At 72.9% G+C, this 25904-nt stretch carries 24 protein-coding genes and 1 pseudogene; 11 read left to right on the forward strand and 14 right to left on the reverse strand.

Annotated features, from left to right (window positions below; all coding sequences use genetic code 11):
- Window positions 1-208 precede the first annotated feature (208 nt).
- Complete coding sequence (gene pgm / locus IEZ05_RS08175) at window positions 209-1849, forward strand: phosphoglucomutase (alpha-D-glucose-1,6-bisphosphate-dependent) (RefSeq protein WP_189229340.1); 1641 nt, start codon at window positions 209-211, stop codon at window positions 1847-1849.
- Window positions 1850-1876: 27 nt separating this feature from the next.
- On the opposite strand, the gene IEZ05_RS08180 is transcribed toward pgm, so the two are convergent.
- On the reverse strand, window positions 1877-3070 hold the full coding sequence (locus IEZ05_RS08180; RefSeq protein ID WP_189229341.1) for a cytochrome P450: 1194 nt from the start codon (window positions 3068-3070) through the stop codon (window positions 1877-1879).
- Window positions 3071-3486: 416 nt separating this feature from the next.
- Between IEZ05_RS08180 and IEZ05_RS08185 the strand changes: the two genes are divergently transcribed.
- Window positions 3487-3927, forward strand: a complete 441-nt coding sequence (locus IEZ05_RS08185) for an ATP-binding protein (protein ID WP_189229342.1) — start codon at window positions 3487-3489, stop codon at window positions 3925-3927.
- A gap of 28 nt (window positions 3928-3955) precedes the next feature.
- On the opposite strand, the gene IEZ05_RS08190 is transcribed toward IEZ05_RS08185, so the two are convergent.
- Window positions 3956-4507 (reverse strand): GNAT family N-acetyltransferase, encoded by a 552-nt coding sequence (locus IEZ05_RS08190; RefSeq protein ID WP_189229343.1) that lies wholly within the window; start codon window positions 4505-4507, stop codon window positions 3956-3958.
- A gap of 168 nt (window positions 4508-4675) precedes the next feature.
- Between IEZ05_RS08190 and IEZ05_RS08195 the strand changes: the two genes are divergently transcribed.
- The gene (locus IEZ05_RS08195) at window positions 4676-6583 is read left to right on the forward strand and encodes a SpoIIE family protein phosphatase (RefSeq protein ID WP_189229344.1); all 1908 of its coding nucleotides are present in this window, start codon (window positions 4676-4678) and stop codon (window positions 6581-6583) included.
- A gap of 162 nt (window positions 6584-6745) precedes the next feature.
- Window positions 6746-6823, forward strand: a pseudogene (locus tag IEZ05_RS36195) (hypothetical protein); the annotation flags it as partial.
- 146 nt (window positions 6824-6969) lie between these two features.
- Here the strand turns inward: IEZ05_RS36195 and IEZ05_RS08205 are convergent.
- The 3 genes from IEZ05_RS08205 to IEZ05_RS08215 are packed head-to-tail and all read right to left on the reverse strand — an operon-like array spanning window position 6970 to window position 11029.
- On the reverse strand, window positions 6970-7608 hold the full coding sequence (locus tag IEZ05_RS08205) for a response regulator (protein ID WP_189229345.1): 639 nt from the start codon (window positions 7606-7608) through the stop codon (window positions 6970-6972).
- On the reverse strand, window positions 7605-8825 hold the full coding sequence (locus IEZ05_RS08210) for a sensor histidine kinase (protein WP_189229346.1): 1221 nt from the start codon (window positions 8823-8825) through the stop codon (window positions 7605-7607). The genes IEZ05_RS08205 and IEZ05_RS08210 overlap by 4 nt, the downstream gene beginning before the upstream one ends.
- Before the next feature lie 5 nt (window positions 8826-8830).
- A complete protein-coding gene (locus tag IEZ05_RS08215) occupies window positions 8831-11029 on the reverse strand; it encodes an MMPL family transporter (protein WP_189229347.1) in 2199 nt (732 codons plus the stop codon).
- Between the two features lie 257 nt (window positions 11030-11286).
- Here IEZ05_RS08215 and IEZ05_RS08220 point away from each other — a divergent pair, with 257 nt between their 5' ends.
- From IEZ05_RS08220 to IEZ05_RS08230, 3 genes are all read left to right on the forward strand, one after another.
- On the forward strand, window positions 11287-11808 hold the full coding sequence (locus tag IEZ05_RS08220) for a hypothetical protein (RefSeq protein ID WP_189229348.1): 522 nt from the start codon (window positions 11287-11289) through the stop codon (window positions 11806-11808).
- 106 nt (window positions 11809-11914) lie between these two features.
- The gene (locus IEZ05_RS08225; RefSeq protein ID WP_189229349.1) at window positions 11915-12622 is read left to right on the forward strand and encodes a class F sortase; all 708 of its coding nucleotides are present in this window, start codon (window positions 11915-11917) and stop codon (window positions 12620-12622) included.
- A 147-nt stretch (window positions 12623-12769) separates the two neighbouring features.
- Complete coding sequence (locus IEZ05_RS08230; RefSeq protein WP_189229350.1) at window positions 12770-13927, forward strand: SchA/CurD-like domain-containing protein; 1158 nt, start codon at window positions 12770-12772, stop codon at window positions 13925-13927.
- A gap of 78 nt (window positions 13928-14005) precedes the next feature.
- On the opposite strand, the gene IEZ05_RS08235 is transcribed toward IEZ05_RS08230, so the two are convergent.
- Both IEZ05_RS08235 and IEZ05_RS08240 read right to left on the reverse strand, forming a co-directional pair.
- Window positions 14006-15037 (reverse strand): methyltransferase, encoded by a 1032-nt coding sequence (locus IEZ05_RS08235; protein ID WP_189229351.1) that lies wholly within the window; start codon window positions 15035-15037, stop codon window positions 14006-14008.
- Window positions 15038-15086: 49 nt separating this feature from the next.
- Window positions 15087-16163 carry a right-handed parallel beta-helix repeat-containing protein gene (locus tag IEZ05_RS08240; protein ID WP_189229352.1) on the reverse strand — a complete coding sequence of 359 codons (1077 nt, stop codon included), beginning with the start codon at window positions 16161-16163 and terminating at the stop codon, window positions 15087-15089.
- 164 nt (window positions 16164-16327) lie between these two features.
- On the opposite strand from IEZ05_RS08240, the gene IEZ05_RS08245 reads away from it, so the two are divergent.
- Entirely contained in the window at window positions 16328-17170 is an 843-nt protein-coding gene (locus tag IEZ05_RS08245) for a restriction endonuclease (protein WP_229869608.1), read from the forward strand.
- A gap of 74 nt (window positions 17171-17244) precedes the next feature.
- A complete protein-coding gene (locus IEZ05_RS08250; protein ID WP_189229353.1) occupies window positions 17245-17781 on the forward strand; it encodes a cysteine hydrolase family protein in 537 nt (178 codons plus the stop codon).
- 27 nt (window positions 17782-17808) lie between these two features.
- Here IEZ05_RS08250 and IEZ05_RS08255 read toward each other — a convergent pair whose 3' ends face one another.
- Window positions 17809-18306, reverse strand: coding sequence for an SMI1/KNR4 family protein (locus tag IEZ05_RS08255; RefSeq protein ID WP_189229354.1), 498 nt, complete (start codon window positions 18304-18306; stop codon window positions 17809-17811).
- Window positions 18303-18920: an SMI1/KNR4 family protein gene (locus IEZ05_RS08260; protein WP_189229355.1), complete on the reverse strand. Its 618-nt coding sequence runs from the start codon at window positions 18918-18920 to the stop codon at window positions 18303-18305. The genes IEZ05_RS08255 and IEZ05_RS08260 overlap by 4 nt, the downstream gene beginning before the upstream one ends.
- 233 nt (window positions 18921-19153) lie before the next feature.
- Between IEZ05_RS08260 and IEZ05_RS08265 the strand changes: the two genes are divergently transcribed.
- Window positions 19154-19519 (forward strand): transglycosylase family protein, encoded by a 366-nt coding sequence (locus IEZ05_RS08265; RefSeq protein WP_189229356.1) that lies wholly within the window; start codon window positions 19154-19156, stop codon window positions 19517-19519.
- A gap of 111 nt (window positions 19520-19630) precedes the next feature.
- Window positions 19631-20506 (forward strand): oxygenase MpaB family protein, encoded by an 876-nt coding sequence (locus IEZ05_RS08270; RefSeq protein WP_189229357.1) that lies wholly within the window; start codon window positions 19631-19633, stop codon window positions 20504-20506.
- A 28-nt stretch (window positions 20507-20534) separates the two neighbouring features.
- Here IEZ05_RS08270 and IEZ05_RS08275 read toward each other — a convergent pair whose 3' ends face one another.
- The 5 genes from IEZ05_RS08275 to IEZ05_RS08295 all read right to left on the reverse strand — a co-directional run bounded on the left by IEZ05_RS08275 (window position 20535) and on the right by IEZ05_RS08295 (window position 25844).
- Entirely contained in the window at window positions 20535-21500 is a 966-nt protein-coding gene (locus IEZ05_RS08275; protein ID WP_189229358.1) for a YihY/virulence factor BrkB family protein, read from the reverse strand.
- A 294-nt stretch (window positions 21501-21794) separates the two neighbouring features.
- Window positions 21795-23165 (reverse strand): LLM class flavin-dependent oxidoreductase, encoded by a 1371-nt coding sequence (locus IEZ05_RS08280; protein WP_189229359.1) that lies wholly within the window; start codon window positions 23163-23165, stop codon window positions 21795-21797.
- A complete protein-coding gene (locus IEZ05_RS08285; RefSeq protein ID WP_189229360.1) occupies window positions 23162-23917 on the reverse strand; it encodes an ABC transporter ATP-binding protein in 756 nt (251 codons plus the stop codon). The genes IEZ05_RS08280 and IEZ05_RS08285 overlap by 4 nt, the downstream gene beginning before the upstream one ends.
- Complete coding sequence (locus IEZ05_RS08290; protein WP_189229361.1) at window positions 23893-24747, reverse strand: ABC transporter permease; 855 nt, start codon at window positions 24745-24747, stop codon at window positions 23893-23895. The genes IEZ05_RS08285 and IEZ05_RS08290 overlap by 25 nt, the downstream gene beginning before the upstream one ends.
- Entirely contained in the window at window positions 24744-25844 is a 1101-nt protein-coding gene (locus tag IEZ05_RS08295) for an ABC transporter substrate-binding protein (protein ID WP_229869609.1), read from the reverse strand. Before IEZ05_RS08295 ends, IEZ05_RS08290 begins: the two co-directional genes overlap by 4 nt.
- Window positions 25845-25904: the final 60 nt, after the last annotated feature.

Raw genomic sequence — 25904 nt, forward strand, 5'->3', positions numbered from 1 at the left:
GCCACCGGCCTCGCGGTCCAGAGCGCCGGCCGGTGGCCGCGCCGTGCCCCGGCGCCGCTGCCGGCGCGGCCGGTTCCGGCAGGTGCCGCACCACCGCCTCGGACATGACGTCCGCCCCGCCCCCGGGCGGGAAGGTCCGCCACCGCTCCCCGGACAGGGGAAGATAGGACCGCGAGCGAATGCATGACCGATGCGGAGGAGTGGGCGCATGCAGCACGACCGGGCCGGGCGGCCGGCCGACCCCGAGGACCTGATCGACGTCGCCAGGCTGGTGACGTCCTACTACGCCCTGCACCCGGACCCGGCCGAGCCCGGGCAGCGCGTGGCCTTCGGCACGTCCGGGCACCGCGGATCGTCCCTGGCGGTGGCGTTCAACGAGGACCACATCGCCGCGACCAGCCAGGCCATCTGCGAGTACCGCGCGGCCCAGGGCACGACCGGCCCGCTCTTCCTCGGCGCCGACACCCACGCGCTGTCCGAGCCGGCGAGGATCACCGCGCTGGAGGTGTTCGCCGCCAACGACGTCACCGTGCTCATCGACACGGCGGACGGTTACACCCCCACGCCGGCCGTCTCCCACGCCATCCTCACCCACAACCGGGGCCGCACCTCGGGGCTCGCGGACGGCGTGGTCGTGACCCCCTCGCACAACCCGCCGGCCGACGGCGGATTCAAGTACAACCCGCCGAACGGCGGCCCGGCGGGCTCGGACGCGACCTCCTGGATCCAGGACCGGGCCAACGAGATCATCGCGGCCGGCCTGAAGGACGTCCGGCGCGTCCCCTACACGCAGGCCCTCGCCGCCCCCGGCACCGGCCGCTACGACTTCCTCGGCACGTACGTCTCCGACCTGCCGAGCGTCCTGGACCTCGACGCCGTCAGGTCCGCCGGAGTACGCATCGGCGCCGACCCGCTGGGCGGCGCCTCCGTCGCGTACTGGGGCCGGATCGCCGAGCAGCACCGCCTCGACCTGACCGTGGTCAATCCGCTGACCGACCCCACCTGGCGGTTCATGACGCTGGACTGGGACGGCAAGATCCGCATGGACTGCTCGTCGCCGCACGCGATGGCGTCCCTCATCGAGCAGCGCGACCGCTTCACCATCGCCACGGGCAACGACGCCGACGCCGACCGGCACGGCATCGTCACCCCCGACGCCGGCCTGATGAACCCCAACCACTACCTGGCCACCGCCATCCACTACCTGTACGCCCACCGCACCGAGTGGCCCGCCGACGCGGGCGTGGGCAAGACGCTGGTGTCCTCCGGCATGATCGACCGGGTCGCCGCGGACCTCGGCCGACGGCTGGTCGAGGTGCCCGTCGGGTTCAAGTGGTTCGTGGACGGACTGGTCGGCGGCACGCTCGGCTTCGGCGGCGAGGAGTCCGCCGGCGCCTCCTTCCTGCGCCGGGACGGCTCCGTCTGGACCACGGACAAGGACGGCATCATCCTGGCCCTGCTCGCCTCCGAGATCACCGCCGTCACCGGCAAGACCCCGTCCGAGCACTACGCCGCGCTCACCGCCCGCTTCGGCGAGCCCGCCTACGCCCGCATCGACGCCCCCGCGACCCGCGAGGAGAAGGCCCGCCTGGCCAAGCTGTCCCCGGCCCAGGTCACCGCCGACACCCTCGCCGGCGAACCGGTCACCGCGGTGCTCACCGAGGCGCCGGGCAACGGCGCGTCGATCGGCGGCATCAAGGTGACCACGGAGAACGCCTGGTTCGCGGCCCGCCCCTCGGGCACCGAGGACGTCTACAAGATCTACGGCGAGTCGTTCCTCGGCCCGGACCACCTCCGGCAGGTGCAGGACGAGGCCAAACTCGTCGTCCTCGGCGCCCTGGGCGGCTGACACCCACGCCTGTGCTCCCCGGGCCGGTCACTTCCGGCCGGCCCCGGCGAGCGCCACGGTCAGCCCGCGGATCTCGTAGCCGCCGATCGCCTCCTGGAAGCCGACGCGCGGCCGGCCGGTCATCCGCAGGCCGTCGAGGGCGAACAGGCGGCTGAGGAACACATCGGTCTCCAGGAGGGCGATGTGCGCTCCGGGACACCGGTGCGGTCCGTCGCCGAAGGAGAGCCCCGCACCGATCTCCGGCGTCCTGCCGGGCCGGACCAGCAGGGGATCGTCGCCCGCGGCCGTCGGGTCGGCGTTGGCATGGTCCAGCAGGATCTCGACGTGCTCGCCCGGACACACCGCCACCGGCCCGTCGGTCGCGTCCAGTCGAAGCTCCTCGGTCGCCCGGCGGCGCAGTTGCCCGACCACCGGCTCCAGTCGCAGCAGCTCCTGGAGGACGGCCAGGCGACCGGCCTCGTCCGCCGAGCGGTAGTGGTCGAGCAGCCCGGCGTCCGTGAACAGGTGCCAGGCGGCCAGACACACGAACTCGCGGGTCGTGACCATGCCGGCCGCGGCGAACGTGAGGCACTCGCCGAGGATCTCCGCGTCCGAGCAGCCCTCCGCGATCAGGTGGGAGATCAGGTCGTCGTGCGCCCGGCGGCGGTGCGCGCGGATCGCGGGGCGGACGTCGGCGAGATGGATGCGCAGCCAGTTGGTGTTCTGCCGCACGAACCAGTAGAGGCCGCGCACACTGGTCAGGCCCGGCTCGCCGAACTCCTCCGGGAAGAACCGCTCCAGCCTGCGGCGGATGCCGGGTCTGCCGTACCGCAGGCCGACGACCTCGCTCACCACGCCGATGGCCAGGTCGAAGGCGAGGTCGGACAGCTGGGCCGCACCGGCCGTGCGCAGGGCCGCCAGCTGTTCCTCGGCGATGCGGACCATCAGCTCGCGGTAGTGCTCGTCCACCCGGCGGGGAGTGAAGAAACGCGCGGTCTGCCGGCGGTGTTCCCGGTGTTCGGGCCCGTCCCGGTAGAGCACGGGCCGGCGGATGCGGGGCGGCAGCTTCTCCACCGTCTCGATGCCGAGACCGGCCTGCACGGTCCCCGGGCCGCGCAGCAGCGCACGCGCCACGGCATAGTCGTGCACCCGCCACGTCCCGTCGTCGGCGCGGCTGACCGGGCACGTCGGCCGGTCCCTGCCCCGGTCGGCCTTGCGCGCGGATCCCGTCCCGTCCTGCACCGGCGGACACCCCCAAGCCCGTTGGCGGGCAGCCCTGGTGACCGCCCGGCCCGACCGTCGTGGCCCCAGGATCGGGCACGCGCCCGTCCGCCGGCCACCCCCGAACCGGGCATGTCGCCGGCCGTCACGACGCGGTGGCCGCGGGAGGCGTCCGCCGTGGTGGTCCAGATGCTCGGCGGTCCCAGCGGTCGACCACGCGTGGGCCTGGACCGACTCGCCGGCCTCCTGGTCCTGGACCGTCCCTCCGACCCGGACAGCACCCCGGCGCGGCACCCTGACGGGTGGCTGCGCGGGTGCGCCCGCGGTGACACGAGGGACGTTCCGGACAGCCCGATGACGACCGTGCCTGATGTTTCCCGGTATTCGGGGGTAGACGGCTGACGTAACGGTCAAGGCTCAGGAAGAGGGCGGATCGGATGAACGGGGCTGCCCACCATGGGGACCGGCTCGGAACGACGCCGGTCAGAGTTTCGGCGGAGTACGAGGGCATTCCCGGTGACATCGCCCGGGGCCGGGAGCTGGCCCGGGGCTTTCTGGCACGTCTGCGGGCGGCCCGGGGGGTCGCCGTGTCCGACCGGACGGTGGACGTGGTGCAGCTCGTGGTCAGCGAGCTGCTGACGAACGCCTGCAAGTACGCGCCCGGGCCGTCTCTGGTCGACCTGGAGCTGGCCGAGGACCGGGTGGAGGTCAGCGTGTGGGACAGCGATCCGGTGCTGCCCGTGCCGGGGGCCTCGGACCCCGGCCGGGTCGGCCGGCACGGGCTGGAGATCGTCATGGCCGTCTGCCAGACGTACGAGGTGCGCAGGGAAACGGTCGGCAAGCGCACGACGGCCGGGGTACGGCTCGCCGACGCATGAGGGCCGGCCGGGAAACCGGGGGCCTCCGTCACGTGCCGGCGGGCCGCCTGCCGGGGCGCGGGAGCCGGTACAGCACACTCCGGCGCAGCGGCCCCTCCGGCACGCCCGGGTCGTCGAAGTCGTCGGCCGGATCACGGGTCATGCCCAGACGGGTCATCACGGCCCGCGAACGACGATTCGCGACCGCCGTGATCGCGAGGACCTCCGGCAGAGCGAGCTCCTCGAAGGCGAAGGTCACCGCGGCACGGGCGGCCTCGGTGGCGTAGCCGTGTCCCCAGTCGGGGCGGGCCAGCCGCCACCCGGCCTCGATCCCGGTGAACGGCATGCCGTCCTCGACCGGATCGAGTCCCGTGAACCCGATGAACTCACCGGTGGCCGCGACCTCCACCGCCCACCATCCCCAGCCCCGCCGCTCGAGATCGGCCTGGAAACCGGCCGCGGACGCCTCACTCTGCTCCCGGCTGAGCACCCCGGGGAAGTACGCGCGGACCTCCGGGTCGGCGTTCATGGCCGCCCACGGGGCCAGGTCGGACTCGCGCCACTCGCGCAGGACAAGACGATCGGTACGCAGCTCGGACATCACGCCAACCTAGAGCGACCGCGTCCGCGGAGCGACCGAATAACGGCTCGCCCGGGCGCCGCCCGGCAGGCCGCCGGCGTTCCCTCCATCGGCCGCCTCCGGGGCGGTTCGTCCACGCCCTCTGAGGGAACCTGGCGGGGTGGACGGCATCGGAAGGCTGTGAGGGTCGTGACGTCACGCTGGGCGGGCCACCGGGAGGGCGACGGACCAGGACACGACGGATCGGACGGTGTCCCCGAGCCCGGCTTCGCCCGCGCCGTCCTCCACGACCTCGGCGCCGGCGTCCTCACCCTCGACCCGTCGGGCCGCATCACCTCGGTGAACCCGTGGGCCGAGCAGATGCTGGGGCGGCCGGCGGCGGAGATGAGCGGACACGACGCGCACGACCTGCTGCACCGGTACGCCGACGGCAGCCCCGTCCCCCGTGAGCGGTGCGCGCTGCGCAACCCCCTGAGCGGGGCGTCCGCCGAGGAGGGCAGCGAGGAGTACTTCCAGCGGGCCGACGGCAGCACGGTTCCGATCATCTGGGCGGCCACCCCACTGGTCGTGGACGGCCGTCCGGCAGGGCTGGTGCTCGTCTTCCACGACTTCAGCCTGCACCGCAGCGCCGCCGAGGAGGCGCAAGGACGCACCGAGGCCCTGGAGACCCTCACCGCCCAGCTGCACCTGGTGGCCGAGATCTCGACGGTGCTGATCCCCACCGAGCGCACCTCCGTCACCATCCGCCGCCTCCTGCGGCTGCTGGTGCCGGAACTGGGAGGGTGGGCCGCCGTCGACGTCGACCCGGGACAGCAGGACGCCCTGGAACGGCTCGCCGTCCGCAGCAGCACCCACCCGCACCGGGCGCGGCGGCTGCGAGGGCCACTGTCCCCGCTGCCGGACCCGTCCCGCGCGGCACTGGCCCGGCTGGTCAACGGCGACCGTCCCGTCGTGCTGACCGCCGAGGACCTGCTCCACGACCCGCGCGCCCCGCTCGCGGCCACCCACCGCGCACTGTTCGAACAGCTCGGCGGCCACACCGCCGTGGTCGTCCCGCTCCGCACCCGGCAGCGGTCCTACGGAATCCTGACCGTCGCCCGCACCGGGGACTCGCCCGCCCACACCGAGGCCGAGGCCGCCCTGCTCGCCGACATCGGCCGCCGTGTCGGGCTGGTCCTGGACAACGCCCGGCTCTACCACGAGCAGCAGAACGTCGCCGAGACCATGCAACGCCAGCTGCTCACCCCCCTCCCGCAGGTCGACCACGTCCGCATGGCCGCCCGCTACTGGCCCGCCGAGAGCGCCATGGAGATCGGCGGCGACTGGTACGACGCCTTTCTGCTCGCCGACGGGGTGCTGGCCCTGGTCATCGGGGACGTCGTCGGGCACGACCTGCAGGCCGCGGCCCACATGGCGGAGGTCCGCAACATGCTCCGCGCCCTGGCCTGGGACCATCAGGAACCGCCCAGCGTGATCATGCACCGTCTCGACGAGGCCGTCACCCACACCAGCGACGCCCCCATGGCCACGCTCGTCTTCGCCCGCGTCGAGGGCCCCGAGGGCGGCCCCTGGCAGCTCCACTGGGTCAACGCCGGCCATCCGCCGCCCCTGCTGATCACGTCGGACGGCGAGACCCGCTACCTGGAGGGCGGCCACGGTCCGCTGATCGGCATGAGCGAGACACTGCGCCTCGGCCTGGAATGGCCCGACGCCCGCGAGGAACTCCCGCCGGAGAGCATCCTCCTGCTCTACACCGACGGCCTGGTCGAAAGCCGTGAGCGCCCGATCGACCTCGGCATGGCCAAGCTCCGCCACCACGCCGGCGTCCTGGCCCGCCGGCTGGGCGAGCGGACCGTCGACGACTTCTGCGACGAACTCCTGGCACGCATCGCGCCCCGCGGCGACGACGTGGCCCTGCTCGCGCTGCGCCTGCCCGCCGCGGGCGTCGGTGCCGCCGGTGACACCGCACCGCCCCCGCCGTCCCAGTCCCCGCACAGCGAGGCCGCCCCCGACCGGGCCGCCCCCGGCTCCCGCCGCGAGCACCCGGAGGTCACCGACCCGACCCACGACGACCCGGAGGACCAGGGCCCGCGGTAGACGCGGCCGGCACCGACGAGAGGGGGAGGTCACCTCAGTGGACGGTGAAGCCACCGTCGACGGGGCGGGCTGTCCCGACGACGAAGCCGGCGCCGGGGCTGCACAGCCACAGGACGGCCGCCGGCGACCAAGCACGACGTGCGCCGCCGCTCGCGCGGACGCATGATCGTCGATCACCCGGCCGTAGGCAGGATGGACCTCGCGTACGACGACTTCGCGCTGCCCGGCGACCCGGGCGTCTCCATCACCACCTACACCGCGGATCCCGGTACGCCCAGCGCCGGCGGTCTCACCCTGCTGGCGACCTGGGCCGACACGCAGAAGCGGCCGCAGACCGTCCACGACGGCGTACGCCGCCCCGCCACCCTCAGGTGTTCGATCCCGTCCTACGGCCGCGGCAGCAGCCCCCGCTCCATGGCCACCACCACCGCCCGCGTCCGGTCGTTCACGTCGAGCTTGGCGAACAGGCGCAGCAGATGGGTCTTGACCGTCGCCTCCGAGATGACGAGGCGTCTGCCGATCTCCGCGTTGGTGAGACCGTCGGCCACCGCCCCGAGCACGTCCGTCTCACGGGCGGTGAGCGGGTCCTGCGCCGGACGCCGCATGCGCGCGATCAGCTTCTCGGCCACCCGCGGCGCCAGCACGGTCTCCCCCCGCGCCGCCGCGTGGATCGCGTCGGCGAGCTGCTCACGGGTGGTGTCCTTGAGCAGATAGCCGATGGCGCCGGCCTCCACCCCCCGCTCGATGTCCTGGTCGGTGTCGTACGTCGTCAGGATCAGCACCCGGGTCCGCGGATACCGGGCGACGATCTCGGTGGTCGTCCCCACCCCGTCGAGCACCGGCATCCTCAGGTCGATCAGCGCGACGTCCGGGGCGTGCCGCTCGACCAGGTCGAGGGCCGCCCGGCCGTCCCCCGCCTCCCCGACGATGTCGATGCCGTCCTCACCCGCGAGCAGCGCGACCACGCCCGCCCGCATGACGGTGTGGTCGTCCACCACGATCACCCGGATCCGTCCGCCGGTCATCGCCTCGCCTCGCCTTCCGTGTCGCCGGCCTCGGCCGGCATGTCCAGGGGTATCACCGCGAGCACCCGCGTGCCGTCGCCGACCGAGCTGGTGACCGTCAGCCGGCCGCCCAGTTCCGCCAGGCGTTTGCGCATCCCGTCGAGCCCGAAGCCCGTCGACTCCTCCGGTACGAAGCCGATCCCGTCGTCGGTGATCTCCAGCTCCACACCGTGGGGCCGGCGGCCGAGGACCACCCCGACCGTCGAGGCCCGCGCGTGCTTGCGGACGTTGGCGAGGGACTCCTGGGTGCAGCGCACCAGCGCGATCCGGGTCTGCTGGTCGCACCGGACGTCCGCCAGGTCGGCGGAGACCGAGAGCCCGGTGTCCTCCGTGAAGCGGTCCAGGACGCGGCGCAGTGTCTGCGTCACGGTGCCGGCCGCCGCCCCGCCCCGCCGCTGCGCCGAGCCCACCAGTTCCCGTGCCTCGGCGAGGTTCTCGCGTGCCGTCGACTCGATGGAGCGCAACTGCTGGGCACTGCGGCCCGGTTCGGTGCCGAGGCCCGCCCGGGCCGCCTCGGCGAGGACCACGATCGACGCGAACCCCTGGGCGAGGGTGTCGTGGATGTCCCGGGCCATCCGCTCCCGTTCGTCCGCGGCCCCCTGACGCTGGTGCGCCTCCGACAGCTCCGCCTGGGCCCGCTCCAACTCGACGATGAGCCGGGCCCGTTCGGAGCTCTGCGCGACCACCGCGTGCGCCCACAGCCCGATCAGCACGCCCACGGCCACGACGATGAGAGTGGACACCATCGTCTCGCCGAAGAACTCCAGCGACCAGCCCTGCCGGGACCAGCTCCCCGCCAGCGTCGTGGCGGTCGCCAGTGCGAGGAACGCCATGGACGCCTTCGGAGTCCGTCCGAACATCCAGTAGTGCGGCAGCGTCACCATGAACAGCGCCGCGTAGCTGCCGCCCAGATACGCGAGGCCGCCCAGCGCGCCCACCAGCACCGAGAGGTACACCTGCGGCCGTACCACGGGGTTGCCGGGGTAACGGTCGAGGATTGCGTAGCAGAGCACCACACAGCCGAGCAGCGCGAGCGCCCCGTACCTGCTCCCGCCGGGCCCTTCCATCGTGGCCAGACCGACGGCCATGGCGGCGAACAGCACCCAGCACACGGCGTTCCAGCGGCGCAGCGAAGCGGACCAGAGGGCGTCGGCGGAGGGCCCGGTGAGAGCGGTCATGCCGGTCAACGTACGTCGGCCACCGGCCGGCCTGATACGGCGAGGTCCGGTTCGGAGGTGCCCTGCGGTCCCGGGCGCGACGGCCACCAGGTCTTCTCGCCGAGCAGGAGCAGCGCCGCCGGCAGGATCATGACGCGAACCACGAAGGCGTCGAGCAGCACCGCGGCCGCGAGGACGAAGCCGATCTGCTTCATCTCGATGATGTGCAGGAGGACGAAGCTCGCGAAGACGGTCGTCATCACGACCGCGGCGCTGGTGACCACGCTCGCCGACGTCCGGATCCCGTCGAGCACCGCCTGCCGCGTGGGCACCCCGGCGAGCGCCGCCTCCCTGATCCGGCTGACCACGAACACCTGGTAGTCCATGGATAGGCCGAACAGGATCACGAAGAGGAAGAGCGGGACCCGCGAGCCGATCGAGCCCGTGGAGTGGAAGTCCAGCAGCCCCTCGGCCCAGGTGCCCTGGAAGACGAGGACGAGCACGCCGAGCGCCGCGGCCGCCGACAGCAGGTTCAGTACGACGCCGATCAGACCGAGCACCACGGAACGGAAGGCGTACACGGTCATCGCGAACGTCACCAGCAGCAACGCCCCGAGAACGAGCGGGAGTTTGCTGTTCTGGTGGGCGGGATAGTCCGCGTAGCGGGCCACGTCCCCGCTGACGCCGTACTCCACGCCGTCGACCCGGCCGACCGTGGCCGGCAGATAGTCGTCGCGCAGATGCGCGAGGGAGGAGCGGGCCTCGGAGGAGTTGCCGAGGTGGGGCACCGTCAGCCGCAGCACGCTGATGCGGTGGTCGGCCGAGGTGCTGATGTCCGAGGCGCCGGAGAACAGCGGGTCCTGGCCGGCGAGCCCGGCGAGCCCGCGCAGCGCCTCGCCGACCTCCCCGGCGCGTTCCGCGTCGGCGCGCACCACGACGTCGTGGGTGACCCGACGGTCGGGGAAGGCCTCGTTGAGGCGGTCGTACACCCGCATCGCGGCGACCTCCCGGGAATGCGTGTCCCGGCTCATCTCCGTGATCTTCAGGCCGGCCAGGGGGAGCGCGAGGGCGAGCAGGGCGAGCACCGAGACGCACAGGGTGGCGAGCGGGTGCCCCGTGGCGGGTCGCAGCAGGGCCGTCCAGATCCGGCCGGCGCCGTCGCCGCGCACGCGCCGGACCGGTTTCCCGTGTTCCGCCCGGCGCAGTGCCCTGCGTTCCGCGCGCCTGCCGAGCACGGTCAGCAGCGCGGGCAGTGCCGTCAGGGAACTGGCCACCGCTATCAGCACCACCACGATGGTGCCGGTCGCCAGCGACGAGAAGATCACGTCGGAGGCCAGGTACAGCGTCGCCGTCGAGGCCACGACCGCCAGGCCCGACACCACGACCGCCCGGCCCGATGTGGCCGCCGCCAGCTCCACCAGCGCCTCGCTGCTCAGCCGGCCGCCGGCCCTGGCCCGTTCCTCCCGCTCCCGTTTCAGGTAGAAGAGCGTGTAGTCGACGCCGACCGCCAGGCCGATCATCAGGATCACGTTGGTGCCGACCCCGGCGTCGGGGGAGAGGTGGGAGACCACCATCGACAGGCCGATCGCCGCCGCGATCGACGACAGAGCGAGCAGCAGCGGCACCGCGGCCATGACCACCGAGCCGAAGGCGATCAGCAGGGTGATCAGGGTGACGGGCAGCGTGATCTTCTCGGACAGCGCCAGGTCCTCACCGCGCTGCCGGTCGACCCCCTTGCTGACGGACGGGCTCCCGGTCTCCTCCAGCAGCAGCCCGGGGTGGGCCCGCTGCACGGCGGCGGTCTGGGCGAGGAGAGCGTCCACCTTGTCCTTCGCCTCGCGCTCCTCGCCCTTCAGGGACACCTCGACCATCAGGATCCGGTGGTCGCCCGACCACACCGGTGCGGTTACGCCCGCCACATCGGGCAGCGTCCTCATCCGGTCCGTCAGATCCCGTGCCGCCGCCTCGGCCACCTGCCCGTCCGTGGCACCCGATCGGGCGGAGATCAGCACCTGCTCGGCGGACCTGCGCTCCAGGTGCCCCTCGGCCGCCATGGCCTCGGCGCGGCCGGCCTCGCCGACGCGATAGTCGGCCGTCCTGGCGCTGTTCGTGCCGACGGCCGTGCCGGTCACCAGGCACAGCACCACGAACAGGAGCCAGCCGACGACGGCCCGCCAGGGGTGCCGTGCGCTCCAGCGCGCCATGCGCACAGTCATTGAGTTCATGCCCGAAAGCCTCGCGGGACGGGGCAGTTGACGGACAGAGGTGTCCGGCTGAACCTGCCGTCCACCGATCGGTGGACGGCGGCGGTGGGGAAGACCCCCGTGCCCGCCGGCCGCATGCTCCGGGCCGGTGGGGTTCACCCGGGTGAGCGCCTTGAGTGGTGGAAGCGAGACGGCTGACTGACGGTAAATCACGTCAGGGCCGGGTCGGATCAGCTGACGAAGCACCAGCTGCCCGGTCGTGGCGGAAGGAATCTCAGATGCGATCTGCTCGCACTCTCCTGGCCACAGCGGCGGCTTCGGCCGTCCTCGTCCTCGGCGCTCCCGGCGCCTACGCGGCCGGTGGCGACTGGGACCACGACGACTCTTCCTACAGCAAGGAGCAGGGCAACGGAAACAAGCACGACGAGCCGCGAGGCGGGATGCACACGGGTGGCGGCGCGCTGACCGCGGTGAACGAGGGTGACTGGGGCGGTTCCGGTGACGGCGGCGGTCAGAAGTCCTGGGGTGGCGGCGAGCAGGAGAAGCCCCACGGCGGGATGCACACGGGTGGCGGTGCGCTGACCGCGGTGAACGAGGGTGACTGGGGCGGTTCCGGTGACGGCGGCGGTCAGAAGTCCTGGGGTGGCGGCGAGCAGGAGAAGCCCCACGGCGGGATGCACACCGGCGGCGGCGGACTGGCCCAGCCGGGCGCGACCGCCGGCGGCCTGGCCGTCCTGGCCGTCGCCGCCACCGGTCTGTACGCCGCCCGTCGCAGGAAGTCGGCTCACGGAGCGGCCTGAGCCATGCCGGGCGCGATAGCGGTCGGGCCGCCACCCGCGCACCGCGTGGCGGCCCGGCTCGCCGCCCGCCCCCGCCCCGCCGCCGTGCCTAGTGAGGTGTTTCCCGATGGCAGTACCCCCCTCTTCACCCGCCGGTGACGCCCCGGCCCCCTCCGGCTCCCGCGGAGGCTGGACGGTGCTGTGCGCCGTCGCCCTCCTGCTCCTCGCGATGAGCCTGCTCGGCGGGCACGACACGTCGGCCGACTCCTCCCGTCCGCCGCTCGCCCCGGGGGCCGGGGCGTCGGCCCCGGCGGTCGCCGCGGACCCGCCCCGCGACGACCCGCCCACCGCCGACCCGACCGCCGAGGAGCGGGCGACGGATCTGCCCCGGTCGAGACCCGTGCGCCTGCTGATCCCGGAGATCTCCGTCGACGCCCCCTTCACCGACCTCGCCATCGGTGAGAACAGGCAGCTCCAGCCCCCTCCCGCGAACGACACCAACCTCGTCGGCTGGTACGCCAAGGGAGTCTCCCCCGGGGAAACCGGCACCTCGATCATCGCCGGCCACGTCGACACCAAGACGTCCGCCGCCGTCTTCGCCCGCCTCGACCAACTGGAGGAGGGAGACGTCTTTCACGTCGAACGCGCCGACGGACGCACGGCTTCCTTCGTCGTCGACAGCCTGGAGACCTACGACAAGGACGACTTCCCCAGCAGCCGCGTGTACGGCGACGCGGACCGGCCGGAGGTACGGCTCATCACCTGCGCGGGTGACTACGACCGCAAGGTCCGGGACTACACGGACAACCTGGTGGTCTTCGCGCACCTGACCTGAGCCCGCCCCGGCCCGGTCCGCGCCGGTCACCCGCGCAGTTCATACGAGTCGCGCGCTCCCGGGGGCGGGCACAGGATCGAGGCACGCTGGCGTCGCATCACCGCGGCCGACGTTCAGTACCGCCCCCGCGAAGGAGATGTGCGCAGGATGACCACCATGTCCACCCCTGCTTCAGAACCGCTGACGCGACAGGTGTCGCACCGTGTCTCCCAGTCCGTGTTCGACGGCTCCAGGCTCCGCGTCGTCCTGCTGGTGGACGTCAACGACGGAGCCCAGCAGCAGTTCCTCGAGACGTACGAGCAGCTGCGCAGCCATGTCGAGTCCGTACCCGGGCACGTCAGCGAACAGCTGTGCCAGTCCATCGAGAACCCGTCCCAGTGGCTCATCACCAGCGAGTGGGAGAGCGCGCCGCCGTTCCTCGACTGGGTGAGCAGCGAGGAGCACGTGCGGATGGTGAAGCCGCTGCACAGCTGCGTCCGGGACACCAGGTCGCTCCGCTTCCACGTGGTTCGCGAGACCGGCGGCCCCGCCGCGGGCGCCGAGGCCGGCAAGGGCAGCCTCCAGACGTCGCCCCGGGTGGGCGACGGCGTGATCCGCCACGCTCTGACGTTCACGGTCGAGCCGGGCAGCGAGGAGGCCGTCGCGAAACTCCTCGCCGACTACGCCGCCCCCGAGCCGCAGGTCGACGCCAACACCCGGCTGCTGCGCACCTCCCTGTTCATGCACGGCAACCGCGTGGTGCGGGCCATCGAGGTGCGGGGCGACCTGCTCGCGGCGCTGCGGCACGTGGCCCAGCAGCCGGAGGTGCGGGCCGTCGAGGAGGCCATCAACCCGTACCTGGAGCAGGACCGGGATCTGAGCGACCCCGAGTCGGCCCGGGTCTTCTACACCCGGGCCGCGCTGCCGGCCGTCCACCACGTGACGGCGGGGCAGGAGGCACCGGAGGCGGAACGGCACGCGTTGTCGTACCCGGCCCGCCCGGGGTGCGGCATGCGGCTGGCCCGGCTGCTGGCCCAGCGGGACGAGGCGGCGGCGGACGACCCGCGCAGCCCGGTCCTGTGCAGCACCATCTTCCAGCGCGACGACGTCGTGGTCCGGCTGATCGACCTGCGGGGTGGTCTCGACGCCTGCGACCCGGCGGTCGCCCTCGGTCTGCCCGACACCGGTCAGGCGGCGGAGCTCACGACGCTGCTGGACGACCCGGACGGTGCGGACGCCGCGCGGGAAGGCGGCGACGACCTCGCCCGAGCCCTCCGGGGCGCCCGGATGGACCCCGTCACCGACCGCCGCTCACCCGGCGTCTGAGCGGCTCCGGACCCGGAACGGCCGGCCGCCGGACCGCGACGAGCGCGGTCCGGCGGCCGTTGTGCTGAGCGAGTCGGCCTACCCGTTGGGCACGGTGCAGTCGAACGCGTGCAGATAGGGGTTGACCGGGCGGATGTCGTCGATGACGAGGCCCGCGTCGGTCAGCCGGCCGACCATGCTGTCGGTGGTGTGCTTGGCACCGCCGACATTGAGGAGCAGCAGCAGGTCCATGGCCGTGCTGAACCGCATCGAGGGCGTGTCGTCGACGAGGTTCTCGATGACCACGACCCGGGCCCCCGGGCCGCCCGCCTCCATGACGTTGCGCAGGGCACGGGCGGTGCTGTCGTCGTCCCACTCCAGGATGTTCTTGATGATGTACACATCGGCCTGGACGGGGATGGCCTCGCGGCAGTCGCCCGGCACGATGCGCACGCGGTCCGCGAGCGCACCGCCCTCGCGCAGCCGCGGGTCGGCGTTCTCGACGACGCGCGGCAGGTCGAGCAGGACGCCCTGCATCGAGGGGTACTTCTCCAGCAGGCTCGCCACCACGTGCCCCTGCCCGCCGCCGATGTCCGCGACCGACCGGCTTCCCGACAGGTCGAGGAGGGCCGCGACGTCCTCGGCGGACTGCCGGCTGGACGTCGTCATGGCGCGGTTGAAGACCTCGGCCGACTCGGGAGCGTCCTCGTTGAGGTACGTGAAGAACTCCTTGCCGTACAGGTCCTCGACAACGTTCCGGCCGGTCCGCACGGCCTCGTCCAGCCGGGGCCACGCGTCCCAGGTCCACGGCTCGGTGCACCACAGGGTGATGTAGCGCAGGCTGTGCGGGTCGTCCTCGCGCAGCAGCAGGGACATGTCGGTGTGGGCGAACGTCCCGTCCTTGTGCTCGGCGAAGACGCCGTAGCACGTCAGGGCGCGCAGCAGCCGGCGCAGCGGCCTCGGCTCGGTCTTCACCGCGGCCGCGAGGTCGTCCACGGTCATGGGGGTCTCGCCGAGGGCGTCGGCGACGCCGAGCCGTGCGGCGGCGCGCAGGGCGGCGGCGCATGCCGCCCCGAACACGAGCTCCCTCAGCCGCATCGGCGGGGGAGGGGCGGTCTGTACGGTCGTCATGTGCCGCTTTCCTTCCTTCTTAGGTCCACGGGTGGCTACGGCCGGGCGGTCAGCACAGTCCCGCGGGCTTGGAGGCCCGGCACGAGTTGCCGCTGAAGGTGTTGCTCTTGCCGGTCTCGGTGCTGACGAGATCGGCCGGCGAGTTGTCGCGCAGCGTGTTGCGGCTGACGTCGTTCTTCTCGCCGGAGACGCCCACGAGGCTCTTGAACAGGACGATGCCGCCCGACAGCGGCGAGGTGCCGGAGTGGCCCTCGACCGTGTTGGCCGTGACCCGGACCTTCTCGGTGCCGGTCAGGACGATGCCGGAGCCCTGCAGGGCGGGCAGTCGCTCGGTCTTCGGGCAGGACTTGTTGTTGCGGACGACGTGGTTGCCGCTCACCACGAGGTCGCCGGCCTTGGGGCTGTTCTCGTCGCCGACGACGAAGACGCCCGCGCAGTTGCCGGTGATGTAGTTGTCCGCCACGGCGAGGTTGCGCAGCCGCCGCACGGTGACGCCGATCCGGTTGCCCTCGAGCCGGTTGTCCTCGACGACCGTGCCGCGGGTGTCCTCGGCGCCCTCCTCGGCCTTGATCGTGTTGGCGAGGAAGATTCCCGCGTCGCCGTTGTCGCGGGCGGTGTTGTCCCGGAAGACGCCGCGGACCGAGCGCTCCTGGGCGATGCCCCAGACGTCGTTCTTGTCGGCCGTCACGTTGCGCACGGTCAGCCCGTCGGTGGCCATCGAGAACACGCCCGCGCGGGCGAACCCGGTCACCTTCAGGGAGGCGACGGTGACGTCCTTGACCTTCTTGTCCTTCGTCCCGACCACGCAGATGCCGTTGCCGTTCTCGGCGCAGGTGCCGGTGGCCTTCTTCGCGCTCGGCTCGATGACCGTGTACCGGCCCATGCCGCGCAGGGTGAGCCCGGGGGTGCTCACCGTGACGCTCTCGCGGTAGGTGCCGACGCTGACGAGGACGGTGTCGCCCGTTTCGGCGGCGTCCACGGCCTTCTGGATCGATTCTCCGGGGTGGACCACGTGGACCGCCGGGATGTGGGGGACGTCCGGGAAGGCGCCCGCCGGAGCCGCACCAAGACCCGTTCCGACCATCGCAGCGGTGCACACCAGGTACACGACATGGCATTTCTTCATATTCCGCACGTTATGCCGGAAGGCTTCCGGGGTGGCGGACGATGAGCCATCCGACGGCGTGTCATGTGACCGGCGCCCACGGGGCGTTCGCCCCGACTGGTCACGCCGCCCGAGGGCAGACGCAGAGGTGATCTTCACATCGGCTCCCCGAGGAGGACCCGCCCGTGACCTCGCCCGAGCAACCGACCCGCCGCCTGCCCGTCGGACGCCGCTTCGACCTGCGCGCGACCGCCATGTTCTTCGGACTCGCCGCCCTCGGCCTCGGACTCGTCGGCCTGGTGGTGCGCATGGCGTTCGGCGTCGCCGAGCACCGTCCCGCATGGGCGGCGCTCCTGTTGCTCGGCGTGGCCGTCGCCCTCGTCATCGGCCGGCGCGGACGGTCCGGCTTCTCCACCGCGAGGCTGGCCCGCCGCACCACGCACGCCCTGGAACAGGCCACGGCGACGGCGCTCGACGCGCTGGACGCGGAGCGCCCCGCCGGACCGGCCCCGGTGCCGGGACGCGGCGCCGAGCTCCCCACGGTGGCGGTCCCCGCCCTCGACGGCCCCGCAGGCGAGGTCCCTGCAGTCGAGGTCCCCGACCACGACGCCCTGACCCCCGACGAGTTCGAGCGGGCCATAGCCGACCTCTGCATACGGGACGGATGCGCCGAGGTCGAGGTCGTGGGCGGGGCAGGAGACCTCGGCGCCGACGTGCTGGCGGTGGCCCCCGACGGCCGGCGCCTCGTCATCCAGTGCAAGCGCTACTGCGAGGACAACAAGGTCGGCTCCGAGGAACTGCAGCGCTTCGGCGGCACCTGCTTCACCGTCCACGAGGCCGACGTGGCGATCCTCGTCACCAGCAGCGACTTCACCGCGCCCGCCGCCGACTATGCCGAGCAGTGCGGCATAGTCTGCGTCGACCGGCGTCGGCTGCGCGCGTGGAGCGAGGGCGTGGGGCCCGAGCCGTGGTCCGCGGAACCCTGGGCGGAGCAGCAGACGGACCTGCCGGACACGGCGTCGCGGTGATGTCCCACGACCTCTCGCCGCGCCGTCGGCCCGGCGCAACGGTTACCCCGCCCTCCGATGGCAACCTGGACGGCATGGGCAAGACCGCACTGATCGTCATCGACATGATCAACACCTACGACCACAAGGACGCCGATCAGCTGATCCCGTCCGTGGAGCCCGTGGTGCCGGTGGTGGCCGGCCTGCTGGACCGGGCGCGGAAGAGCGACGTACCCGTGATCTACGTCAACGACAACTTCGGCGAGTGGCGCTCGCACCACGGGGAGATCCTCGACAAGGCCCTGTCCGGACCCCACGCCCGGCTCGTGGAGCCGCTGCGCCCGGACGAGTCCTCGCTCTTCGTGGTCAAGGCCCGCCACTCGATCTTCTTCGAGACCCCGCTGACGTACCTGCTCCACGAGCAGGGCATCGACCGGCTCGTGCTGTGCGGACAGGTGACCGAACAGTGCGTGCTCTACTCGGCCCTCGACGCGCACATCCGCCACCTCGACGTCGTCGTGCCCCAGGATGCGGTCGCGCACATCCACGCCGACCTCGCGGACGCCGCGCTGCGGATGATGCAGCGCAACATGGGTGCCCGGGTGTGCGACAGCGACGAGCTGTGGGCGTGAGGAGACGGCCCGGGCGAGCCGTACGGGTCACATGCGGTCGGCGACGTGGTGCAGGTAGTGCGCCAGGCTCGGGTGCCGCGCCACCGTGAGGGCGTCGTCGTCCCATGAGCCGACGCGTCCCTCGGCGTCCACGAAGTGTCCGGACGTGTACACCGTCCGGTCGCTGCGGGAGGCGACCGGGACCCACGCGCGGTCCCAGGACCGCCCCCACCGCTGGAGGAAGAGGCCGTGGTTGAGGGGCTCGGTGAACATGGCGTGGATCTGCTGCACCTCGTCCAGGTCGACGAAGTCGTGGCCGTCCATGAACGCGAACCGCACACCGTCCGCGTACAGGCCGTAGGCGCCCTCGTGGATCCCCCACAGGATCCGCAGCGCCTCGGGGACCGGCGTCCCCAGGTCGTCCTCGAGCGCGCGGAGGGCCGCGGGCGGGGCGGGCGGACGCAGTGGGGGATACCTGTCCGGGGTGCGGGAGATCACCTGGTGGACACGGGTCCACGCCGCTCGTATCGCCTGCTCGTCCGTCATCGCGGCTCCACCCGGCCCCGGACGTGCTCGCGGTGCACCGGTCGCCACCCCTCCAGCTCGTCGCGGAGCCGGTCGGCGGGGTTGTCCCAGACGAGATGACCGTTCCAGACGCCCGGTACGTCCTGGGCGGGCCCGGGCCGGCCGCCCGCCCGGTGGAGCGCGTCCGCCTGCCGCTTCAGGTAGCCGGCCAAGGTCATGCCCCGCCACAGCGCGGGCAGGTCCGCCTCCGCCCAGTGCCCCACGAAGCCGGTCCTCGCGTCGTGGAACAGGCCGGAGTACGGGTCGGTGGGGTCGTTGCACGCGAACGGTACCCACGACCGCTCCCAGCCCGACTCCTCCGCGTCCGCCTGCGGACGGCACCGCAGCGAACCGTCGACGCCCAGCGGAGCGTATCCGTCGAGGAAGGCGGGGAGTGTGAAGAGGTAGGTGCCCTCGTTCAGGGACCACCACGCCGCGAGGTCCTCGTGCACGGGCCCGCCGGCGATGCGCTCGAACCGCGCCAGCGCCTCGGCCGTCACGGGCGGGCGCAGGCGTGCGTGGGTGGCGGGGGCATGCTCGCCGAGCCACGAGGTGACGCGTCCCCACTGGCGTACGACCTCTGCCCGTGACCGCATGGGCTGTCCCCCTGCCGACGGGGTCCGTGCCGGGGCACGGTGCCGGTCCCGCGCACCGCCGCACGCGGTGACGGCCGTCGTGGTGGCGAGGGCGGCGAGTACAACACTGCGGCGCCCCAGGCTTGTCGATCTCACCGGACCGACCCTATCGGGGGCGTCCGCGTGCTCCGTCCGGCGCAATGCGGACGCGGTGGGTGCGGCGACCGCCGGTCACCTGATGTAACAGTCTTTGTATGATCTGTAGACGACATGCTCATAGGAGCGCACCGGCCGGTTCGCACGGCCGCGGCATCCCGTCCGTCCTGGTCGCCCTCGTCGCCGCCACCGTCCTGGGGACGGCCACCCAGGCGGCCGCCTCGCCGCCGCTCCTCCGCGCGACGGACTGGGACGCCATCGCCGAATGCGAGTCCAGCGGGAACTGGAAGGCGAACACAGGGAACGGCCACTACGGCGGCCTGCAGTTCACGCAGTCGAGCTGGAAGGCGGCCGGCGGCCTCAAGTACGCGCCGCGCGCGGACCTGGCCACCCGCAAGGAACAGATCAAGGTGGCCGAGCGCCTGGCCCGCATGCAGGGGATGTCGGCCTGGGCCTGCGCCTGACCCCGGCGGGCGCCGACGAGCGGGCCGCGCCGATGCCTCCTTCGCGCGGACCGGGGCAGACTGGTCAGGAGACCCGTCCGGTCCCGGCAGGCAGAGGAGGGCTCGGCAGCCATGAGACGTCCCCCGGTAGACCGCCTCGCCGACCCGCGCGCACGGCTCGGCGACATGATCTTCTCCAGAGTGGCGGGGCCCGAGGGCCGGGACAACCGCGCCCGCATCCACGGCACGCCCGGCCCCCGCTGGTTCGGTCCCGAGCGGCCCGTCAGGCGGGTGCACGGTGACGCCTCGATGTTCATCGGGGGCCTGTCCGCCCTGCTGCTCCAGTCGCTCCACCCGCTGGCCATGGCGGCCGTTTCGGCGCACTCCGGGTTCCGCGGAGACCCCTGGGGCCGACTGCAGCGCACCAGCACCTTCCTCGCCGTCACCACCTTCGGGACGGCCGACAGCGCCCAGGAGGCCTGCGACCGGGTGCGGGCCGTCCACGACCGGGTGCGCGGCACCACCGCCACCGGGGAGGAGTACTCCGCGGCCGATCCGCACCTGCTGTGCTGGGTGCACGTCGCGGAGGTCGACAGCTTCCTGCGCGCCCACCAGCGCTACGGCGCCCGGCCCCTGGACGACGAGGGCTGCGACGCCTACGTGGCCGACATGGCACGCGTCGCCACGGCGCTCGGCGTGCCCGATCCGCCCGTCGACCGCGCCGGTCTCGCCGAGCGGCTGGCCGCCTACCGCGGCGAGCTGCGCGCCACAGGCGAGGCACGCAGCACCGCCCGGTTCCTGCTGCTGAACCCGCCCGTCCCGCTCCTCGCCCGGCTCCCGTACGGCGTCATCGCCGCCAACGCGGTCTCGCTGCTGCCGCGGTGGGCCTCGCGCGCCCTGGGGCTGCCACGGGTGCCGCCGGCCGAGGCGGTCTGCGTACGGCCGCTGGGTACGGCCGTCACCGCCGGGATCCGCTGGGCGATGACCCCGCCCCGCGACGCGGCGTAGCGCCCGGCCGCGCCGACGGGAGGGAGCGTCAGTCCCCCGGCCCCGGATCCGGCCGCACCGGCGCCCGCAGGCCCGCCCGGGCCGCTTCCAGCTGGGCGGCGAACGCGATGCCGAGGAAGAGCGCCACCGCGGTCAGGTTGGCCCACAGCAGCAGCGCGATGAACGCGGTCAGCGGACCGTAGACGGCACCGAACGCGCCGCTGCGCCCGACGTACAGCGCGAGCAGCCACGTCGCGCAGACCCACAGCACCAGGTGGACCGCGGAGCCGAAGGCCAGCCAGGTGTAGCCCGGCTGGTCGCGCCGCGGCGACCAGCGCAGGATCACCGCGGAGGCGACCCAGGCCAGCAGCAGCCCCGCGGGCACCTCGAGCGCGCCCCACCAGCCGGCGCCGCCGCCCGCGCCGCCGACCGACTCCGCCACCGCGTCCCCGACGGCCTCACCGGCGACGAGCACCAGGAACCCCAGCACCATCGGCAGCCCGGCGGTGAGCGCCAGGACCAGCGCCCTGCCGTACTTCCGGGGGAACGGCCGGTCCCGCTCGATGCCGTAGATGCGGTTGGCGCCCCGTTCGATCTGGCCCATGGCCGACGCCAGGTTCAGCAGCGCGAACCCCATGCCCAGCCACAGCGCGAGCGTGCTCCAGGCGTCGCTGTCGGCGCTGCGCCGGGTGCCCTCGAACGCCTTCTCCACGACCTCCGCACTGGCACCCGGAACGATCCGGCCGAGTGTGAGCTCGACGACCCGGCCCACGCCCTCCGTGTGCACCGACGTCGCGAGGCCCACCAGCACGACGGTGAACGGCACCAGGCCGAGGACCACCTGGAAGGCGAGGGCCCGGGCGTTGGTGAAGCCGTCCGCGTAGCGGAACCGGGCGAAGGAGTCGGTCAGCAGCCGCAGGCCGCCGTACCGTCTCAGCGCGGTCAGGGCTTCGTCGCCGGAGAGCTCGTCCCCGATCATGTCCCGCGTCTGCGGCACGTGCACGGCGGTTCCCACGGTCGGCTGCTCCTCGGGTCGGGACGGGCGGGGTCTTCCCCCGTCCGGATGCCCCGTGAACGCGCGGAGCTGCGCCGAGCGGACGACCGACCTCGCCCCCCACGGGGGAGGGGGCCCCACCGACCGGTCCCGCAGGGGTGGCGGGAGCGGCGCGAGGGCGGCCCCGGGCGTATCGGCGTACGGAACGTCCGGGACCGCCCGTCGGCTCCCCCGCAACTGGTTGCCCCGGTCCCGTCACGCGGAAACGGGGCCCGGCGGTCACCGGCGCAAGTGCACGCCCACGGGTTACCCCGGTCAACCCGATGCGACCACCGCGGCCCGGTCCGCCGGCCGGTCCCGGCCGCCGACGGGGCCGACGGCGGCGGGGCGCGGCAGCCCGTAATGCTCCCGCAGCGTGGTGCCCTCGTACGCGGTGCGGAACAGCCCGCGCGCCCGCAGGAGCGGCACCACCTGGTCGGCGAAGAGGTCGAAGCCGCCGGGCAGCCAGGGCGGCATGATGTTGAAGCCGTCGGCCGCTCCGTGCTCGAACCACTCCTGGATCTCGTCGGCGACCTGCTCCGGCGTCCCGGCGACCACGCGGTGCCCGCGGGCACCCGCGAGACGGTGCAGGAGCTGGCGGACCGTCGGCTGCTCGCGGTCGACGATGTCGAGGACGAGACGGAAGCGGCTGCCGTTGCCGCGCTCGCCCCGGGTCTCTATGAGCCGGCGCGGTACGGGGCCGTCCAGTTGGTCCTCGCTCAGTTCCAGCCCCAGCAGCCGCTGCAGCAACTGGAGCGAGTACGCGGGCTGCGTCAGGTCGTTGAACTCCTCGTGCAGGGCGCGGGCCTCCGCCTCCGTCGAGCCGATGAAGGGGCTGATGCCGGGCAGCACGATCACCTGGTCCGGGTCACGGCCGAGCGCCGTCGCCCGCGCCTTGAGGTCGGCGTAGAACTCCTGCCCGCTGCGCAGCGTCTGATGGGCCGTGAACACCGCCTCGGCGTACGCGGCGGCGAAGGAGCGGCCGTCCGCGGAGGAACCGGCCTGGACCTGGACCGGGCGGCCCTGCGGGGAGCGGGGCAGGTTCAGCGGTCCGCGGACCTTCAGATGGCGGCCCGTGTGGTTGATCTCGTGGATGCGGTCGGTGTCGGCGAACAGGCCGCTCTTCTGGTCGGCGACCAGGGCCTCGTCCTCCCAGCTGTCCCACAGCTTCGTCACCACGTCCACGAACTCCCGTGCGCGGTCGTACCGGTCGGCGTGGACCGGGTGCTCGTCGAGGCCGAAGTTCCCGGCCGCCTGCGGTGCGCCGGTGGTGACGATGTTCCAGCCGGCCCGGCCCCCGCTGAGATGGTCCAGCGACGAGAAGAGACGGGCCAGGTTGTAGGGCTCGAAGTAGGTGGTCGAGGCGGTGGCGATCAGCCCGATGCGCTCGGTGGCCGCGGCGACGGCCGACAGCCAGGTGAACGGCTCCAGCCGGAAGCGGCTGGCGTAGCGCACGTTGTCGGCCAGGGACGGGCCGTCCGCGAAGAACACGGCGTCGAACGCGGCCCGTTCGGCCCGGCGGGCGAGGTCCTGGTAGAAGCCGATGTCCAGCAGGCGCCCGGGATCGGTGCCGTGGTGACGCCAGGCGGCCTCGTGGTGCCCGCCCGGATAGACGAACAGGTTCAGATGCAGTTTCCGGGCACTCATGCCGCGCTCTCCTCCTCGACGTCCACTCCCAGCCGGGTGAGCAGCCGGCCGCGCAGGGCCGCGTACTCGGTGCTGCCGTGGCGGCGGGGTGCCGGGAGATCCACGGACAGGTCGGCCGCGATCCGGCCGCGGTCGAGCACCACGACCCGGTCCGCGAGCGCGATGGCCTCGTCGACGTCGTGCGTGACGAGGAGCACGGCCGGCCGGTGCCGCTCGCACAGGCGCCGCAGCAGGGTGTGCATCCTGATCCGGGTCAGCGCGTCCAGGGCGCCGAACGGCTCGTCCGCCAGCAGCAGTCGGGGTTCGCGTACGAGTGAGCGCGCCAGCGAGACCCGCTGCTGCTCGCCCCCGGACAGCTCCACCGGCCACGCGCGTTCGCGCCCCGCGAGCCCCACCTCGGCGAGGGCGTCCCTGCCCCGCGTCTCGGCGAAGGGCCCGTCCAGGCCGAGGACGACATTGTCGAGCAGCCGCTTCCAGGGCAGCAGCCGGGCGTCCTGGAAGACGACGGAGACATGGTCCGGCCGGGTGAGGCCGCCGCTGCCGGCCACCTCGTGGTCCAGCCCGGCCAGTGCCCTCAGCAGGGTGCTCTTGCCGGAGCCGCTGCGGCCGAGCAGCGCCACGAACTCGCCCGGCGCGATGGACAGGTCGAGCCCGTCCAGCACGCGGCGTTCGCCGAAGGAACGCACCAGGTTCTCGATGCGGACCGCCGTCCGGCCCTCGGTCCGGTTCAGCCCGCCAGGGTGCGTCGCCACGACAGGGCCCTCCTCTCCACGAGTCGTACGAGGGCATCGGAGAGGAGACCGAGCAGGCCGTACACGACGAGTCCGACGAGGATCACGTCGGTCTGCCCGTACGTCCGCGCGAGCTCCATCATGTAGCCGATGCCGCTGGTGGCGTTGACCTGTTCCACGACCACCAGGGCGAGCCACGCGGCGGTCACCGCGAAGCGCATGCCGAGCAGGAACCCGGGCAGGGCGCCGGGCAGGACGACGTGGCGCACGAAGGCGAGCCGGCCCAGCCGCACGGTCTCGGCGAGTTCGGCGTAGCGGCTGTCGATGGTGCGCAGCCCGTTGTGCGTGTGGATGTAGACCGGCACGAACACGCCGAGCGCGATCGTGACGACCTTCATCGTCTCGCCGATGCCGAACCAGAGGATCAGCAGCGGTATCAACGCCAGCGAGGGGATGGCCCGCTTGATCTGCACCGGGCCGTCGATCACGGCCTCGCCGATCCGGCTGAGCCCGGCGACGAGGGCGAGCAGCAGCCCGCTCACCACGCCGAAGAACAGCCCGAGGAAAGCCCGCTGGGCGGAGGTGGCCAGGTGGGACTGGAGCTTGCCGTTGTCGATCAGGTCGCCGGCGGTGCCCGCGATGGTCCACGGCGCGGGCAGGCTGCGGACGTCGATGACGCCGAGGCCGGTGCCCGCCGCCCAGAGCGCGAGCAGCAGCGCCGGGCCGATCGCCCACCCGTAGGGCACTGGCCGGCCGGGACCCAGGCGCCTGCGGCGCGGCCGGCGCGGGACGGGGGCCGCCGAGGCGGTCGCCGCCGGCGGTGCCTTCTTGTCGAGGGCCGTGGTGCTCATGACGGCGTCCCTTCGTCGGTGCGAGTCAGGCCGGCGATCGCGTCGGCGGCCACCCGCTCGTAGCGGCGGTCGAAGAGGAGGTCCGCCTCGAAGGGCTCGCGGTCCTGCTCCTTGGCCAGCAGGTCGATGGTCTGCTGCTGACGGCGGACGGCGTCGGTCCAGTCCGCGGGGATGTCCGGGTGGCCGGCCCGCCGCACCAGGTACTCGCCGTCCTCACGGCTCAGGCCCTGGTCCTCGACGTAATAGCCCGCGACCCACTCCGCGGGGTGGGTGTCGACCCAGATCTGGGCCCGCGCCCAGAACGTGACGAGTTCCCTGACCGCAGCCGACTTCTGCGGGTCGGCGACGGACTCGGTGAGCGCCCACAGATGCGCCGGGTCGTCCCGGAGCCCGTGCTTGACGGTCGTGGCGCCCTCCTTGCCGTAACGGGACAGGTAGCGCTTGATGTTGACGTCCGCGATGGGGGCGGCGTCCACCTGCCGGTTGCCGAGGGCCGTGGGATAGACGTCACCGGTGCTCGCGAGTTCGACGAGTTCGACGTCTCGCCGGCCGAGGCCCGCCTTCTGCAGGATGCGCAGGACCAGCGCGCCCTGGGCCTGTCCCGGACTGTAGGCGATCTTCTTCCCGCGCAGGTCCGCGAGCGTGCGGATACCGGCGCCGGGTGCGATGCCGAGTTCGTAGATCGGGTTCTCGAGCGGGTTCTCGCGGAACTTCGCCGCCACCAGTTTGGTGTCGAGGCCCGTCCAGTGGGCGTTGATCGACGGGATGTCCGCGGCCGAGCAGATGTCCAGGGCGTCGGCGCGGAACGCCTCGGAGCACTGGGGGCCGCCGCTGATGTTGGCCCACTTCACCTTGAAGGGCAGCTTGTCGATCTGCCCCGACAGTTCGAGTGCCACCTTGAGGTCCGGTGCGCCGACGGTGAGGGTGGTGTCACGGGACACCGTGGCCGGTATCGCCTCGCCGGAGACGTCCTTGCTGCCTGCGGTGGTCTGCGCCGGGTTCACGCAGGAGGCGAGGGCGAGGGAGACGGTCAGCGTCAGCGCGGCGAGGGCACTCGGCCGCCGGAATCCGGGCAGGGGTGTGCGAGGGGTCATCATGGCCTTCACAGAGAAGAGAAAGCGCCCTGGGGAGAGAAGGGCGGGACGCCGATGCGGTGG

Origin of the sequence: Streptomyces flaveolus (assembly GCF_014648815.1) — a bacterium.
Lineage (GTDB): Bacteria > Actinomycetota > Actinomycetes > Streptomycetales > Streptomycetaceae > Streptomyces > Streptomyces flaveolus.

What these genes read in the sequence shown, in the direction of transcription:
- pgm (WP_189229340.1), top strand. Translation starts at nt 209, where the DNA reads ATGCAGCACGACCGGGCCGGGCGGCCGGCCGACCCCGAGGACCTGATC.
- IEZ05_RS08185 (WP_189229342.1), top strand. Translation starts at nt 3,487, where the DNA reads ATGAACGGGGCTGCCCACCATGGGGACCGGCTCGGAACGACGCCGGTC.
- IEZ05_RS08190 (WP_189229343.1), bottom strand. Translation starts at nt 4,507, where the DNA reads ATGTCCGAGCTGCGTACCGATCGTCTTGTCCTGCGCGAGTGGCGCGAG.
- IEZ05_RS08205 (WP_189229345.1), bottom strand. Translation starts at nt 7,608, where the DNA reads ATGACCGGCGGACGGATCCGGGTGATCGTGGTGGACGACCACACCGTC.
- IEZ05_RS08210 (WP_189229346.1), bottom strand. Translation starts at nt 8,825, where the DNA reads ATGACCGCTCTCACCGGGCCCTCCGCCGACGCCCTCTGGTCCGCTTCG.
- IEZ05_RS08215 (WP_189229347.1), bottom strand. Translation starts at nt 11,029, where the DNA reads ATGAACTCAATGACTGTGCGCATGGCGCGCTGGAGCGCACGGCACCCC.
- IEZ05_RS08220 (WP_189229348.1), top strand. Translation starts at nt 11,287, where the DNA reads ATGCGATCTGCTCGCACTCTCCTGGCCACAGCGGCGGCTTCGGCCGTC.
- IEZ05_RS08225 (WP_189229349.1), top strand. Translation starts at nt 11,915, where the DNA reads ATGGCAGTACCCCCCTCTTCACCCGCCGGTGACGCCCCGGCCCCCTCC.
- IEZ05_RS08230 (WP_189229350.1), top strand. Translation starts at nt 12,770, where the DNA reads ATGACCACCATGTCCACCCCTGCTTCAGAACCGCTGACGCGACAGGTG.
- IEZ05_RS08235 (WP_189229351.1), bottom strand. Translation starts at nt 15,037, where the DNA reads ATGACGACCGTACAGACCGCCCCTCCCCCGCCGATGCGGCTGAGGGAG.
- IEZ05_RS08240 (WP_189229352.1), bottom strand. Translation starts at nt 16,163, where the DNA reads ATGAAGAAATGCCATGTCGTGTACCTGGTGTGCACCGCTGCGATGGTC.
- IEZ05_RS08250 (WP_189229353.1), top strand. Translation starts at nt 17,245, where the DNA reads ATGGGCAAGACCGCACTGATCGTCATCGACATGATCAACACCTACGAC.
- IEZ05_RS08255 (WP_189229354.1), bottom strand. Translation starts at nt 18,306, where the DNA reads ATGACGGACGAGCAGGCGATACGAGCGGCGTGGACCCGTGTCCACCAG.
- IEZ05_RS08260 (WP_189229355.1), bottom strand. Translation starts at nt 18,920, where the DNA reads ATGCGGTCACGGGCAGAGGTCGTACGCCAGTGGGGACGCGTCACCTCG.
- IEZ05_RS08265 (WP_189229356.1), top strand. Translation starts at nt 19,154, where the DNA reads ATGATCTGTAGACGACATGCTCATAGGAGCGCACCGGCCGGTTCGCAC.
- IEZ05_RS08270 (WP_189229357.1), top strand. Translation starts at nt 19,631, where the DNA reads ATGAGACGTCCCCCGGTAGACCGCCTCGCCGACCCGCGCGCACGGCTC.
- IEZ05_RS08280 (WP_189229359.1), bottom strand. Translation starts at nt 23,165, where the DNA reads ATGAGTGCCCGGAAACTGCATCTGAACCTGTTCGTCTATCCGGGCGGG.
- IEZ05_RS08290 (WP_189229361.1), bottom strand. Translation starts at nt 24,747, where the DNA reads ATGAGCACCACGGCCCTCGACAAGAAGGCACCGCCGGCGGCGACCGCC.
- IEZ05_RS08295 (WP_229869609.1), bottom strand. Translation starts at nt 25,844, where the DNA reads ATGATGACCCCTCGCACACCCCTGCCCGGATTCCGGCGGCCGAGTGCC.